Source organism: Paraburkholderia rhynchosiae (genome assembly GCF_002879865.1).
GTDB classification, from domain to species: Bacteria; Pseudomonadota; Gammaproteobacteria; order Burkholderiales; family Burkholderiaceae; genus Paraburkholderia; species Paraburkholderia rhynchosiae.
The window spans coordinates 41,261-55,402 of sequence record NZ_PNXY01000014.1; the positions used below are offsets into that span (position 1 = coordinate 41,261).

At 61.4% G+C, this 14,142-nt stretch carries 14 protein-coding genes and 1 pseudogene; 5 read left to right on the forward strand and 10 right to left on the reverse strand.

Translation table 11 applies throughout. From position 1 onward, the window contains the following. Nucleotides 1-52: 52 nt before the first annotated feature. Both C0Z16_RS20105 and C0Z16_RS20110 read left to right on the forward strand, forming a co-directional pair. Nucleotides 53-1,297 carry a D-amino acid dehydrogenase gene (locus tag C0Z16_RS20105; protein WP_102633977.1) on the forward strand — a complete coding sequence of 415 codons (1,245 nt, stop codon included), beginning with the start codon at nt 53-55 and terminating at the stop codon, nt 1,295-1,297. A 182-nt stretch (nt 1,298-1,479) separates the two neighbouring features. Further along, nucleotides 1,480-1,731, forward strand: a complete 252-nt coding sequence (locus C0Z16_RS20110; protein ID WP_102633865.1) for a hypothetical protein — start codon at nt 1,480-1,482, stop codon at nt 1,729-1,731. Between the two features lie 96 nt (nt 1,732-1,827). On the opposite strand, the gene C0Z16_RS20115 is transcribed toward C0Z16_RS20110, so the two are convergent. Then, the gene (locus C0Z16_RS20115) at nt 1,828-2,703 is read right to left on the reverse strand and encodes a VOC family protein (protein WP_102633866.1); all 876 of its coding nucleotides are present in this window, start codon (nt 2,701-2,703) and stop codon (nt 1,828-1,830) included. 486 nt (nt 2,704-3,189) lie between these two features. Between C0Z16_RS20115 and C0Z16_RS20120 the strand changes: the two genes are divergently transcribed. Next, entirely contained in the window at nt 3,190-4,980 is a 1,791-nt protein-coding gene (locus tag C0Z16_RS20120) for a Rieske (2Fe-2S) protein (RefSeq protein WP_175130635.1), read from the forward strand. Nucleotides 4,981-5,020: 40 nt separating this feature from the next. Here the strand turns inward: C0Z16_RS20120 and nirD are convergent, their stop codons facing one another. The 8 genes from nirD to C0Z16_RS20160 are packed head-to-tail and all read right to left on the reverse strand — an operon-like array spanning nt 5,021 to nt 11,513. After that, nucleotides 5,021-5,341: a nitrite reductase small subunit NirD gene (gene nirD / locus C0Z16_RS20125; protein WP_090811477.1), complete on the reverse strand. Its 321-nt coding sequence runs from the start codon at nt 5,339-5,341 to the stop codon at nt 5,021-5,023. Nucleotide 5,342: 1 nt separating this feature from the next. Beyond that, nucleotides 5,343-5,711 carry an SUF system Fe-S cluster assembly protein gene (locus tag C0Z16_RS20130; RefSeq protein WP_102633867.1) on the reverse strand — a complete coding sequence of 123 codons (369 nt, stop codon included), beginning with the start codon at nt 5,709-5,711 and terminating at the stop codon, nt 5,343-5,345. Between the two features lie 8 nt (nt 5,712-5,719). Beyond that, nucleotides 5,720-6,175 carry a Fe-S cluster assembly sulfur transfer protein SufU gene (gene sufU / locus C0Z16_RS20135; protein WP_102633868.1) on the reverse strand — a complete coding sequence of 152 codons (456 nt, stop codon included), beginning with the start codon at nt 6,173-6,175 and terminating at the stop codon, nt 5,720-5,722. After that, nucleotides 6,172-7,425, reverse strand: coding sequence for a cysteine desulfurase (locus C0Z16_RS20140; RefSeq protein WP_102633869.1), 1,254 nt, complete (start codon nt 7,423-7,425; stop codon nt 6,172-6,174). The genes sufU and C0Z16_RS20140 overlap by 4 nt, the downstream gene beginning before the upstream one ends. After that, nucleotides 7,422-8,747, reverse strand: a complete 1,326-nt coding sequence (sufD, locus tag C0Z16_RS20145) for a Fe-S cluster assembly protein SufD (protein ID WP_102633870.1) — start codon at nt 8,745-8,747, stop codon at nt 7,422-7,424. Before sufD ends, C0Z16_RS20140 begins: the two co-directional genes overlap by 4 nt. After that, a complete protein-coding gene (gene sufC / locus C0Z16_RS20150; RefSeq protein ID WP_102633871.1) occupies nt 8,744-9,535 on the reverse strand; it encodes a Fe-S cluster assembly ATPase SufC in 792 nt (263 codons plus the stop codon). Before sufC ends, sufD begins: the two co-directional genes overlap by 4 nt. Before the next feature lie 29 nt (nt 9,536-9,564). After that, a complete protein-coding gene (sufB, locus tag C0Z16_RS20155) occupies nt 9,565-11,013 on the reverse strand; it encodes a Fe-S cluster assembly protein SufB (RefSeq protein WP_102633872.1) in 1,449 nt (482 codons plus the stop codon). After that, nucleotides 11,010-11,513, reverse strand: a complete 504-nt coding sequence (locus C0Z16_RS20160) for an SUF system Fe-S cluster assembly regulator (RefSeq protein ID WP_102633873.1) — start codon at nt 11,511-11,513, stop codon at nt 11,010-11,012. The genes sufB and C0Z16_RS20160 overlap by 4 nt, the downstream gene beginning before the upstream one ends. 301 nt (nt 11,514-11,814) lie before the next feature. Here C0Z16_RS20160 and C0Z16_RS39740 point away from each other — a divergent pair. Next, nucleotides 11,815-11,935: pseudogene (locus tag C0Z16_RS39740) on the forward strand (IS6 family transposase); the annotation flags it as partial. Nucleotides 11,936-12,011: 76 nt separating this feature from the next. Then, on the forward strand, nt 12,012-12,536 hold the full coding sequence (locus tag C0Z16_RS20170; RefSeq protein WP_102633874.1) for a hypothetical protein: 525 nt from the start codon (nt 12,012-12,014) through the stop codon (nt 12,534-12,536). A 510-nt stretch (nt 12,537-13,046) separates the two neighbouring features. Here the strand turns inward: C0Z16_RS20170 and C0Z16_RS20175 are convergent. Further along, entirely contained in the window at nt 13,047-14,117 is a 1,071-nt protein-coding gene (locus C0Z16_RS20175) for an NAD(P)-dependent alcohol dehydrogenase (protein ID WP_102633875.1), read from the reverse strand. Between the last annotated feature and the right edge of the window lie 25 nt (nt 14,118-14,142).

The window sequence follows — 14,142 nt, forward strand, 5'->3', positions numbered from 1 at the left end:
GGACGGTGCGAACTTCACTCGGGGGTCGGCGCAAACGACATCTGGGGACATCATGAAAGTTATCGTGCTCGGCGGGGGGGTCGTCGGTGTGACGACCGCGTACCAGTTACAGAAGGATGGCCATGAGGTCGTGATCGTCGAGCGGCAGCCTGTAGTCGCGGCGGAGACCAGTTGGGGTAACGCAGGGATGATCGCGCCCGGACATTCGTTTGTGTGGTCCTCGCCCAAAGCGCCGATGATTCTCCTCAAATCGCTGGTGTTGAAAGATCAGGCGTTGCGCTTCAGGTTCTCGGCAGACCCCCGGCTGTACAGCTGGTCGTGGCGCTTCCTGATGGAATGCACGTCGGAAAAGGCACGCCGGAATACCCTGCTCAAGCATCGGCTCGCAGCGTACTCGCAATGCGTCCTGCAGGATGTGGTTGCTGAGGAAGCCATAGAGTACGATCGGAACGACCGCGGAATTCTGTATCTCCATCGGAACCAGCAAGCGCTAGACCGCGGAGTCGCGCACATGAAGTTGCTGGAATCGGATGGCCAGGTCATCAGGGTTCTCAGCCGCGATCAGGTCGTCGCGCTCGATCCGTCTCTGGCTTCGGCAAAAGACAAGATTGCGGGCGCCATTCACTGCCCGACCGATGAGACCGGAGATCCCGCGAAGTTCACCCGCGCCCTTGTCGAAAAGGTTGTCGCACGCGGCGGTACCCTTCTGACGGACACCACCATTAGCGGCTTCGAAACCGCAGGGCAGGACGTCGTGGGCATAAGAACGAGTCGAGGTGGGGTAAAAGGCGACGCGTATGTGCTCGCCCTTGGCTCCTATAGCCCGGTTCTTGGCCGTCAGCTCGGCATCGAGCTTCCGATCTATCCGATCAAGGGATACTCCCTCACCATTCCGATCGACGGCAAGCCCTTGCCACCCACCGTTGCAGCGGTCGACGAGCAGAACCTGGTCGCAATCTCGCGCTTCGGTGACCGGATCCGGGTCACCGCGACAGCCGAGTTTGCCGGCTACGATACGAGCCACAAGCCTTCTGATTTTGCATTTATGAAGAGAGTCACGCAGGAACTCTACCCTGCCGGCGCAAACTACGCTCGCGCCGAGATGTGGGCCGGGCTCAGGCCGATGACGCCGACGAACCTGCCGTTTTTTGGCCGCAAGAAGTATCGCAACCTCTATCTGAATACCGGTCACGGTCATATCGGCTGGACCATGTCCCACGGATCGGCTCGCATCACGGCCGACCTGATCGCGGGACGAACACCGGCGATTCCGATGGAGGGGCTGCTGCGGGATTGATGGCGACGCATGTTGCATTGTCGACGTCGTGCGGCGGTCCTCGCTACTCGCCCGCCTCACGTGTCGCCCAGCATTTGATTTGGATACCTCATTACATTCCGAATGCCTCGCGCTCTCCTGCGAGGTCAAGATCGCCAGCCATTGCATGCTACGATCTCCGGAAAACCGGCACGGAGGCTGCCATGTGGGACAAGATCGAACACGAAGGCTTTGAAATCTGGGTACTTCCGGTCCTTGCATATGGCCCACCGGCGCCCGGCACGCTCTATCACTTCATTGGCTACGTTTGCCGCCACGGTGCAAACGCACACATTGCCGGCCAGAGCAAGCGGTTCCAGGAATTCGCGGAAACATTTCATAGCGAGGACGAGGCACGCGATGCCGGGTACCGCGCGGGGCGACATGTTCTTGCTACGTTCGTTGGAAATGGCTGAATTCAGATCGCGCAGAGCCTTGCGATGCGCCCAGTTCCCGCTCGCGATATACGACGCCAGCGTTGCTGGTTGCATCGACAAAATTGCGCACGCCGACTAGAACACGCCTCTGCGCACATCGTCGCCCGTGCGGTAATTCCGGTTACTTTGATCAGGATTCCGGTTCACCAGAGGCCGTGCGTAGAGCGGATGGCGCAGACTACGTATCTCATGTTCGAGCCTGAAGCAAAGCGCCCCGCTCACGGGGTCGATGATGTCGGTAAAGCGATATTGATGAGGTTCCTCGCCATAGGTCAGCCCGCGCCCAGCGAGCCGCGTATAGGGTTCCGAGAAGTTGCCGACATAGAGCTGGATGTGATGCCCGTCGTATTCCGGGTTTGGCGCGAGCGTTTCTGCATAGACAAGTTGCTGATGCGTCCCGACCGCGATCAGCGCCTGCCGCGAACCGTTGTGGTCGCGGATCTCGACGGGCGCATTGAACACGTCGTGGTAAAAAGCGGCAATCGACCCGGCGCAACCGACCGGCACATCAAGTTGCACATAAGCGATGCCGAGATCGATGCCCGACCACGGCGCATCCGCCTGATACGCATCCGGATCGAGGCAGTCGTAACGGTTTCCCCATGGACAGGTGAGCGCTACGCGGTCGGCCCGCTCGGTCCATCCGAACGCGGTCCCATCGAGCAGGGGCCGAACCGCGCGCAGCCGTGCGATCAGCGATTGGCGCCTGCCCACGACCAGCGCGACGTGGCCGCGCAGGCGCTGCGCGTCGCCGTGCGGCAAGTGAATCTGTGAACGACCGATGTTGATCCACATATTGGTCACGCCGGTCATCAGATAGGGATCGCGCGTGAGTCCGAGTCCGCTGACATAGAACGCAGTCGCGAGACGCTGGTCCGGTATCGTTAGGTTCACATGCTCGAGCAGCACCAGATTGCCTGTGTCGTCATGTACGTAATTGGAACGTTCCATCTGTTCGCCTTTGAAGGATTTGACACGCCAAGCGACGTTGGATCAGGAAAACGCATGGCTGGCGATCATTCGATCGCTGACGCGGTAGCCAGCGTCGAAGGCTTCCTGCCAGCGACATCGAGACTGATCGACTGGCCAAACCGCTGCGTCTGCGTGTCAATCAGCTGCTGCCGCTGCGCGCTCTACCTTGATGGAACCACAGGCATGTTATGAACTCAGCCATCGCAATCTCCTTTCAGAAACACGCGCCATTAACTGGCTCTGAGGGCAGCATCCCAACACCCACGCCATCGAGACAGTCGGCATGAGTCGATAATAGCCTGGCTGTCGAGTTCGACACGCGCGAAAGCTCGAATCCCAAAACATCGGATCGGCGAAACAGCTGGTGGCTCGCAACTAGCTGCCACGGCGGCCTTTCGCGTTTTGCACAAGAGTATGCTTATGTCGACAACGTCCCTGAAGGGACGAGTGCCGGAGGGTATAGACATGGACGCGCCGAACAAGGAATTCGTGCTCGTGGGGAGCCTTGAAGAACTGAAGGCGAAGGGGCGGCTCGTTGTGCAAGGTGGCCATCGTCCGATCCTCGTCATCTACGACCGCGGGCGCGTCTTCGCCCTCGACAATCGTTGCCCACACATGGGCTTCCCGCTCGAGCGCGGCACCGTCGAGGACGGCATCCTGACCTGTCATTGGCACCACGCCCGCTTCGATGTCGAAAGCGGCTGCACCTTCGACCTGTGGGCAGACGATGTACCGGTCTGCGCAGTCGAGGTGCGCAATGGCGACGTCTGGCTGACGACCACGTTCGGTTATCCCGATCCTGCGGCGCACTGGCATCAGCGGCTTGCGGACGGCCTCGCGCACGACCTCGGACTCGTCATCGCCAAGGCTGTGCATGGTCAACTCGCGGCCGAGGTACCGGTGGCCGATATCGTGCAACAGGTGGCGCTGTTCGGGGCGCAGAACCGTGATGGCTGGGGCGTCGGTCTGACGATACTCACGGCGCTCGCCAATCTGTTGCCCGTGCTGCCAGAGGACGAAGCCTATCTCGCCCTGTTCCAGGGCGCGCGCCGCGTGGCGACGGACTGCGAAGGCGAGGCGCCGCGGCGGCGGCGCGCGCCGCTGGCAAGCCGGCCAGAGCCCGCCGTGTTCAAGCGTTGGCTGCGCCTTTGGACCAACGTGCGCCATCGCGAGGCGGCCGAGCGCACGCTGCTGACGGCGATCGCCGCGGGTGCTTCACCGGCTGTGCTCGCCGACGCCCTGCTTTCGGCCGGGACCGAACGGGCGTTCGCCGACGCCGGTCATTCGCTTGACTTCATCAACAAGGCGTTCGAGTGCCTCGACCTGATCGGCTGGGAGCACGCGCCAGCTTTGCTGCCTACTATCGTCGGTCAGATGGTGGCGGCCCGTGGTGCCGAGGAATCGACCGCGTGGCGCCAGCCCGTTGATCTTGTTGCGCTGTGTGACGAATCAGCCAGCCAGATCTCGGACCTGTTCGCTGAGGGGCGCCGCTCGCAACGCTGGTCGGACCACGCGGCGCTCGCCCGGGAGCTGCTCGGTGACGATCCAGCGAAGATCATTGACGCGCTCAAGGCGGCGATCCGCGCAGGCGCCGCTCCGGTTGATCTTGGTCGATCCCTCGCTTACGGCGCGGCGCTCCGGGTGGCTCACTTCGGCAATGCCAACGAGCATGCCGACTGGGAGACGGCGCACCACGTCTTTACCTATGCTAACGCGCTCCACCAGATGCTCAGGCGGATCGGGACCGTGGACATCGACGGTTACATCACGGCCGTGCGCGGCATCATGCACGGAGCCATGGCGCTCTACCTTGCCCGCTATCTGAATGTGCCAGCGGCCCGCATCCCCGGCGATGGCAATGACCAGCCCGACGACCTCCCTGCCGATGCTGATACGATCCGCACCGCCTTGCTCGACGCCTTCGACCGCCAGCGACAGGTTGATCTTGCAGCACGGCTGGTAGCGCGGCATCTCACGCTCGGCCATCCGCCACAGGCGCTCATCGCCACGCTTGCGCTTGCAGTGCTGCGCGAAGATGCAGGCTTCCACGCCTATCAGATGCTGGAGGCCGGGGTCCGGCAGTTCGCTGTGTGGAGCGATACTGGCGAAGGCCGCCACATTCTCATTGCGGTCGCCCGCTATCTCGCCGCCCATTCACCCACTGAACGCGGGACGCTGCAAACGGCCGACATCGCCCGGCGCTTGATGCAAGGCGGCGAGCTGCATCAGGGGGCCGGGCGTCGTGACGGCGCATGAGGGCGCTGTCGTGAGAACGAGAGCCGGTCGACAGCGCACCTCAATCCCACCGCTCGTCACGTACCTGAACGACGCCCGCCTCGATCCGCACCGGAAACGCCACCACATCCTCATATGCCGGCGGCGCCAGCACCTTTCCGGTCCTGATGCAAAATCGTGCACCGTGGCGCGGACAGACGACCACGTCGCCTTCCACCACACCGCCCGTCAGGATGCCGCCGTCGTGCGGGCAGACATCCTCGATTGCATAACAGGTGCCGTCGACGTTGAACACAGCAACCTGCGCGCCATCGACCTCGACGCTGCGAACAGACCCGGCCGGAAAATCCCCGATCGCGGCGACATCGACCCAGTCGGACATGTCAAAGCATCCCCAATTGCAGGCGCGCCGCATCCGACATCCGGTCTCTCGACCACGGTGGATCCCACACCAGCTCAACGTGCACGTCTTTCACTCCGCTCACCGAGAACACCGCATCCTCTACCGTCGCCGGGAAGGTCTGCGCGACCGGGCAGCCCGGCGCGGTCAGCGTCATGCGGATCCCAACGCGGCCTTCGGCTTCGTCCACGTCAAGACCATAAACTAGCCCCAAATCGTAGATGTTGACCGGAATCTCCGCGTCGAATACGGTGCGCAGCGCATCGATCACGCGTTCTTCAAGACGTTCTGTTGTCGTGCCACTGCCGGGTTGTGCCGCCTCGGCATGCTTCAGCCAGTCGAATGTGCTCATCGTCTGCCTCACTCTGTCGAAACGGGGCGATGCTGGTCGTGCAGCGCGGCGTGCAGCGTATGCCAGGCCAGCGTCGCGCACTTCACACGCTCGGGAAATTCACGTACACCGGACAACACCGCCAGCTTGCCCATCTCCGGCGCGGCTGCGGCCTCCCCTGCGGCGGCCGTTGTCACCATGTCGTGAAAGCGCCCGAACAGCGCCTCGGCCTCTGCTTCCGTTTTGCCTTTCAGCGCCTCGGTCATCAGCGACGCTGATGCTGTCGCAATTGCACAGCCTGCGCCTTCGAAACACGCCTCTTTGACGATGCCGTCCTCGATTCGCAGATAAACCGTAATCCGGTCGCCGCACAACGGGTTATAGCCCTCGGCCGTGTGATTGGCACCGGACAGTCCATGACAGTTACGTGGCCGCCGGTAGTGGTCGAAGATGACTTCCTGATACAGATCGCGCAGATCGCTCATGTTCCGAATATCTCCCTGACCGTGCCGAGACCTTCGATCAGCGCGTCGATATCCTGCTGCATGTTGTAGAGGGCGAGCGACGCGCGCACGGTCGCCGGTACGCCGAAGCGCTGCATCACCGGCATCGCGCAATGATGGCCCGCACGCACGGCGATGCCGTGATGATCGAGAATCGTGCCGACATCATGGGCATGCACGCCGTCGAGCACGAACGACAGAATGCTTGCCTTGTCGCGTGCGCTACCGATGAAACGCAAACCCGGTATCGCCCGCAGTGCATCCGTTGCATAGGCGAGCAGTTCGTTCTCGTGCGCGGCGACGACTTCCATGCCGAGGCTGTCGACATAGTCGAGCGCCGCGCCCAGCGCAATCGCGCCGGCAATGTTCGGCGTACCCGCCTCGAACTTCCATGGAATCGCGTTGTATTCCGTTTTCTCGAACGTTACGGAGCGGATCATGTCGCCGCCGCCCTGCCACGGCGGCATCGCTTCAAGCAGTGCGGCCTTGGCGTATAGCACGCCAATGCCAGTCGGTCCGTACACCTTATGCCCGGAAAACGCGTAGAAATCGCAATCTATCGCGCGGACGTCGACCGGCAGATGCGCGATTGCCTGCGCGCCATCCAGCAGCACCGGCACGCCGCACGCGTGTGCCGCTGCAACGATGCGCTCCACCGGATTGATGCTGCCGAGCGCGTTGGCCAGGTGCGTCATCGCGACCAGCCGCGTACGTTCACTTAACAAGCGCTCGTACGCGTCGGCATCGAGCGCGCCCGTATCGTCGATCGGCACGACTTTCAGCGCCGCGCCCGTCTGCTCGCAGACGAGCTGCCACGGCACAATGTTCGAATGGTGCTCCATCGCGCTAATCAGGATTTCGTCGCCGGGCTTGATCCGCGGGCGAGCATAGCTCTGGGCGACGAGATTGATCGCTTCGGTCGTGCCACGCACGAACACGATCTCCTCCGGACGCTGCGCATTGACGAAGCGTGCAATCTTCGCGCGTGCGGCCTCGAATGAATCGGTCGCGCGCTGCGAAAGCAGATGCACGCCGCGGTGCACATTGGCGTTGCTATGCCGGTAGTAAGCGTTTTCTGCGTAGATGACCGAGGCGGGCTTTTGCGTAGTGGCGCCATTGTCGAGATAGACCAATGGCCGCCCATGCACGCGCTCACCCAGAATCGGAAAATCGGCTCGCCAGTGCGCGACGTTGCGCGGATCGGGCGCCTGCATCTGTTCGATCGGCTTCATAGCAACTCCCTGATGCGCTCGCCTTCCGGGGTGCGCGCGAACAGCAGGTTTTCGAGTCGGCCACGCAGCGAATCGATGCGCACACGTTCGACAATGTCGCGCGCAAATGCGTATGTCAGTAGCGCCCGCGCCATGCGCTCTTCGACACCCCGAGCACGTAAATAGAACAGCTGGTTGTCGTCCAGTTGACCGACCGTCGCGCCGTGTGTGCATTTCACGTCGTCGGCGTAGATCTCGAGTTGCGGCTTCGTGTCGATTTCCGCATCGCGTGACAGCAGCAGGTTGTGATTCGCCTGATGCGTGTCCGTTTGCTGCGCGTCGCGATGCACGATGACGCGCCCGTTGAACACGCCGCGCGCAGCGCCGTCGAGCACCCCGCGGTAATATTCGCGACTCGTGCAATGAGGCTCTGTATGATCGATGCGCGTGTGGTGATCGACGTGCTGCCGATCCCCGATGAAATAGAGACCGTTCAACGTCGCTTGCGCGTTCGCGGCGTTCAGGCTTGTGCCGATACCAGTGCGCGACAACGCGGCGCCGAACGCGAACGCATGTGAGGTAAAACAGCTGCCGCGTTGCTGCGCAGCGGCGACCGACGCGATATGGAAAGCCTTCGGGCCCTCTTGCTGCAACCGATAGTGCTGCACGTCCGCCTGCTCGTCTGCGACGATGCGGGTAACGGCGTTGGTCCAGTACGCGTCGTCGCTCAGTCCTACAAAATGCTCGACGATCGTGCAGCCCGAGCGTGCTCCCGCAAGCACGACATTGAACGGCTGCACCGCAAGACCCGCTTCGTCGGTCAGGAACAGGATCTGCAGCGGTTGATCGATGACTTCGCCAGGCGGCAGCACGATGGCAAACCCATCCGTCATAAACGCCGTGTTCAGCGCGGCAAAGCCATCTGTATATGCCTGCGAGGCGATCGCCGCCTCAAGCCGTTGCGGCATTTCTCTCAACGCCCGCGTGAGCGAGCCTACAAATACCCCATGCGGCAAGCCATTCAGCTTCGACGGCCGCGGCACATGCCGACCGTTGACAAAGACCAGTCGATGCCCGGCCGGGTCCAGCTTGAACTCATCGATGACGTGCCGCACGTCGCTATCGTCGGTGCGTTGTGCCCTGAAATGCCAGGGACGCTTGCCAATCGCCGACACGTTCGTGTATTTCCAGTCCTCGTGCCGCGTAGTCGGCAAACCCAGCGCGTCGAACTGGTCGAACGCGCTTCGGCGCGCGGCACGCAGCCACGAAAATTCAGCGCCGGGCAACGTCTTCGCGAGTTGCCCAAAAGCCTGATGGAAATGGTCGAGAGATTCGTCTTTCATGGATGCCCCGCACTTTCCTGGCTTGCTCTATTTTCTGGTTGCACCGCTTCATCGTCGATCCAACCATAGCCTTTACGCTCTAGCTCCAGCGCCAGTTCACGGGACCCCGACTTCACGATCCGGCCATTCGCCAGCACATGCACGCGGTCCGGCACGACGTAGTCCAATAGCCGCTGATAGTGCGTCACGAGCACGATCGCCCGTTCGGGGTTGCGCATGCTGTTGACGCCCCGCGCGACAATCTGCAATGCGTCGATGTCGAGTCCGGAATCCGTTTCGTCGAGAATGGCGAGCCGGGGCTCCAGCACGGCCATCTGCAGAATCTCGTTGCGTTTTTTCTCTCCGCCCGAAAAACCTTCGTTCACGGCGCGATACAGCAGACTCTCGTCCATCTGCATCAGCGTCATCCGCTCCTTGACCCGTTCCAGAAACTCCATCGCATCGAGCTCCGGTTCGCCACAATACCGCCGCTGCGCGTTCAGCGCCGCCTTCAGCAGATAAACGTTGCTCACGCCCGGTATCTCGACGGGATACTGGAACGCGAGAAACAGTCCTTGGTGCGCGCGCTCCTCGGGTGCGAGCGCCAGCAGGTCGCGGCCGAGATACGAGACCTCGCCGCCCGTGACAGCAAAGTCCTCGCGCCCGGCCAGCACCTGGGCAAGCGTGCTCTTGCCCGAGCCGTTCGGGCCCATGATCGCGTGCACCTCGCCGGCCTTTACACCCAGATCGATGCCGCGCAGAATTTTTTTGCCGTCGACTTCGACCTGCAGATTGCTGATTTCAAGCATGGTCCGAATCCCTCGCGAATCGCTGTGGGTTATCCGACGGCGCCTTCCAGGCTCACGCCGAGCAGCTTTTGCGCCTCGACTGCAAACTCCATCGGCAGCTCCTTGAACACCTCCTTGCAGAAGCCGTTCACGATCATCGACACCGCATCTTCCTTCGACAATCCACGCTGCCGGCAATAGAACAACTGGTCTTCGCCGATGCGTGATGTCGACGCTTCGTGTTCGACCTTCGCGGTCGGGTTCTTGACCTCGATGTAGGGGAACGTGTGAGCGCTGCAACGGTTTCCGAGCAAAAGCGAATCGCACTGCGTGTAGTTGCGAGCGCCTTCCGCCGCACGGCCGACTTTCACGAGGCCGCGATACGCGTTCTTTCCGCGGCCAGCCGAAATGCCCTTGGACAGAATCGTGCTGCGCGTATTGCGGCCGAGGTGAACCATCTTCGTTCCGGTATCGGCCTGTTGGTAGTGGTTGGTCAGCGCCACCGAATAGAATTCACCGAGCGAGTTATCTCCCTGCAGGATCACGCTCGGATACTTCCACGTAATCGCCGAGCCGGTTTCCACCTGAGTCCATGAAATCTTCGAATTCGCCTCGCGGCAGTCGCCACGTTTGGTCACGAAGTTGTAGATGCCGCCCTTGCCCGACGCATCGCCCGGATACCAGTTCTGCACGGTCGAATAGCGGATCTGTGCCCCTTCCAGCGCGACCAGCTCGACCACGGCGGCATGCAGCTGGTTTTCGTCGCGCATCGGCGCGGTGCAGCCTTCCAGATAGCTCACATACGCGCCTTTGTCCGCGACGATCAGCGTGCGCTCGAACTGCCCGGTGTTCTGTGCGTTGATACGGAAGTAGGTCGACAGTTCCATCGGGCAGCGCACGCCCGGCGGGATATAGCAGAACGAGCCATCGCTGAACACGGCAGAATTAAGCGCAGCGAAGAAATTGTCGGTGTGCGGCACGACCGAGCCGAGATACTTTCGCACCAGTTCGGGATGATGCTGTACGGCATCCGAGAACGAACAGAACACGATGCCGAGTTCCGCCAGCTTTTCGCGGAACGTAGTCGCTACCGACACGCTGTCGAACACCGCATCCACCGCTACGCCCGCCAGCAGTTCGCGCTCCCTCAGCGGCACACCCAGCTTTTCGTAGGTACGCAGCAGTTCCGGATCGACTTCATCCAGACTCTTCGGACGATTCTTCTGCGTCATCGGCGCGGAATAATAGATGATGTTCTGATAATCGATCGGCGGGTGTTCGACCGTCGCCCAATGCGGCTCGATCATCGTGAGCCAGTGGCGATAGGCCGCGAGTCGCCATTCGAGCATGAACGCCGGCTCGTCTTTCTTCACCGAAATAAGCCGGACCACGTCCTCGCTGAGGCCGCGCGGAAGCGCATCGGCCTGCACATGAGTCACGAAACCGTGCTGGTATTCGCGGCTGATCAGCTCATCGAAACCGGTTGTGGATGCGCTCATGCGTGGCCTCCGTCAGTCGACTTACGCGCAGGCATCGCGCCCGCGCGATAGTTTGGGATACTACGCGCGCGGATCGCGCTGATATCGACCGCGCGCAAGGTGGGGCCAGCCATGTCCGCCAGCGTGACCTGCTGCAACGCTTCGTAAATCAGGCGATTGACCTTCTGCCAGTTGGCGCGCACCCCACACGCCGCCTCCTGGACACACAGGCCGGGCGTAGTGCTGCATTCGGTCACACCGATCGGGCCGTCGACGACGGCGATCACCTCCGCCAGCGTGATCCGCGCGGGCGGCCGAGGCAGCAGGTAACCGCCGTTTGTGCCACGCAGCGACTGCACGACACCACCCCGCGTCAGCACTTTCAGCACCTTTGACACCGTAGGCATCGCGACCCCGGTCGCCGCCGCAATACTGCTTGCGCTGTGCACGGCATCGGGATCGCGCGCCATCGCGGTCATGATCACCGTGCCGTAATCGGCAAGTTTGCTCATGCGCAACATCGGAACACCTCCCGCTTTAATCAGGACCCATTTGGTCCAGATTAAATCGAAACGAAATCCGCACGTTCGGAGCGAGCGGCATGTTCTGTATTGGGAGTCCTTACCACGTCGCGAATCGCTTTCCGTTCTGGGAAAAGTATTCGCGAACGGCCCAACGCCGATTCCATTCTAGACTTGTATATATAACCTTGTCAGCGTATTGGTCTTTGTGACGAACCGCTCTGGCGAGCCACGCTCCACCGACCGGGAGTACCCACCCGCCCGAGAGACATCAGTTGTTTGATATCCAGGGATATCGTTTAGCCTGCGCGATCTGGCCGAGACGATGGCTGAACGGCGTCTATCGCTGGCGCACACGGGGATCCTCCGCTGGGTGCGGCGCTTTACGCCGGGAGTTCGTCAAACAGTGGACCGCTTTGGCAGGCCCACGCGCTTGCATCCGGCAGGATCGACTGCTCGACCTAAAATGAAATATCCGGATCGATTGGGAGAGAAATTGTGGAACTTCACCTGGATTCTCATCATTTCACGCATCGTCAGCCCGACTGGCGGGCAGCCGCCCTGGCGGGGATTATCGCCGGGGCGATATTCCTCATATTGGGGGTTTTTCTGATGACGCTCGTGACCGGCCAGAGCCTGACGGAACCTCCACGAATGATCGCCGCCATCATCTTGGGGCGTGGCGCATTGCGATCGCCGCATGCGTTCTCGGTCGGCATTGTCCTTGCAGCCTTCATCGTCCATTTCGCCCTTGCAATCGTTCTCGCGCTCATCCTCAGCCTGATCGCGGTGTCGTTCAGCCTCGACTCGAGCGTGGGGATGGCAACGCTCGCGGGTGCCGTTTTCGGCGGGATCGTCTACATAATCAATTTCTATGGCATGACCCAATTTTTTCCGTGGTTCGCGGAGGCGCGGAACTGGGTCAGCGCGCTGGCTCACATTATCTTTGGTATCGTGGCGGCGAACATGTACATGAGACTAGAACGCAGGGCACCCAACGTGGCCAAGGACGGCTCCTCGTAACTGATTCGTCAGGCCAGAAGTGAGGGCAAAATGCGCCCTGCCCTGACCGAATCACCGCACACGCGGCACGGCCGCGTCGGTGATTCTGCGCCGTCGCGCAGCTCGCCCAACGCTCGGCTCGCATCCGTGACGTGCGTAGCGCCTCGTTTGGATTTCGAGCGCTACGTCGCCGGAAAGCGCACGAACGCGCGACCGTCGGCGTGTGTGAGTTGGCAGACGAGCAGACGCGCCGTTCGCCCGCAACATGTCATACGGCGACGATGACAGGCTCAAATGCCGACGATGCCACCCTTAGCCTCGGTCTTGAGCGGCACGGAGATCCGGCTTCGCAATGCCTGGCGCAGGGTTTCCGGCTGACTAGGTGCCCGACCGGTTCTCCATACGCCAATGCGAGTTACGCAATGGCTCACCATAGGAGAAGAATGACAGAATGCCAAGGAGTCGCGCACGGTTCGATGCGGCGGCGGTACACCGGGGCCGTCATCAGCACAATGAGCGCGGCTCGAGTAATCATTCAGCCGGTACCCGCGCTTTCAGTGAGCCCATGTCAATCACAAAGCGATAACGCACATCGCTTTTGAGCAATCGCTCATAGGCGCGATTGATGTCTTGCATCCTGATCATTTCCACATCGCAGTTGATGTCGTGCGCAGCGCAGAAGTCCAGCATTTCCTGCATCTGCTCTACCCCTCCGATCGCGGAACCAGCTACGGACCTCCGTGCAGTCACCAGCAAACCGCTGTGAACGGGTGGCGCAATGGGGCCGATCAAGCCAACCAGCACAAGCGTACCATTCAACCGTAACGTAGACAGGTAGGGATTGAGGTCATGCGGGGTCGGGATTGTATCGAGAATGAGATCGAAACGCCCCGCCGCAGGGCCGATCTGCGCAGGATCGCTGGACACGAGCACATCGTCTGCACCGAGGCGCCGAGCCTCCTGCTCCTTGCCTGCACTACGCGTAATTAGCGTAACCTCGGCTCCCAGCGCCTTGGCGAACTTCAATCCCATATGGCCTAGGCCACCTAGACCGACAACAGCAACTCTCTGACCGCGCCCGACGTTCCAGTGGCGCAAGGGTGAATAGCTCGTGATCCCCGCGCACAACAACGGCGCGGCTGCCTTCAAGTCCAGACGGTCCGGAATTCGCAGCACGAACTTCTCCGCGACAACGATCCGCTCCGAGTAACCCCCGTACGTCGTTGATCCATCGTGGCGGTCGACACCGTTGTAGGTTGGGGTAGGCCTATTCAAGCAATATTGCTCTTCACCTTCGCAGCACGGCGGACAATCCCCGCAGGAATCAACCAGGCAGCCAACGCCAACAATATCGCCCGTCCTGAAACGGCTCACCGACGCGCCGACATTGATGACGCGGCCGATGATTTCATGCCCTGGTACGACCGGATAGCGAGTATTGCCCCAGTCGTTATGTGCCTGATGGAGATCCGAGTGGCACACGCCGCAGTACTGGATTTCAATGACGACATCGTCGACCCGCGGATGGCGCCGGGCAAACTGGAAAGGTGCGAGCGCGGCACCCGGAGCGGCGCACGCGTAGCCGTTGATAGCATCGGTCATGGAATCTCTCAACGATAATTTGTTA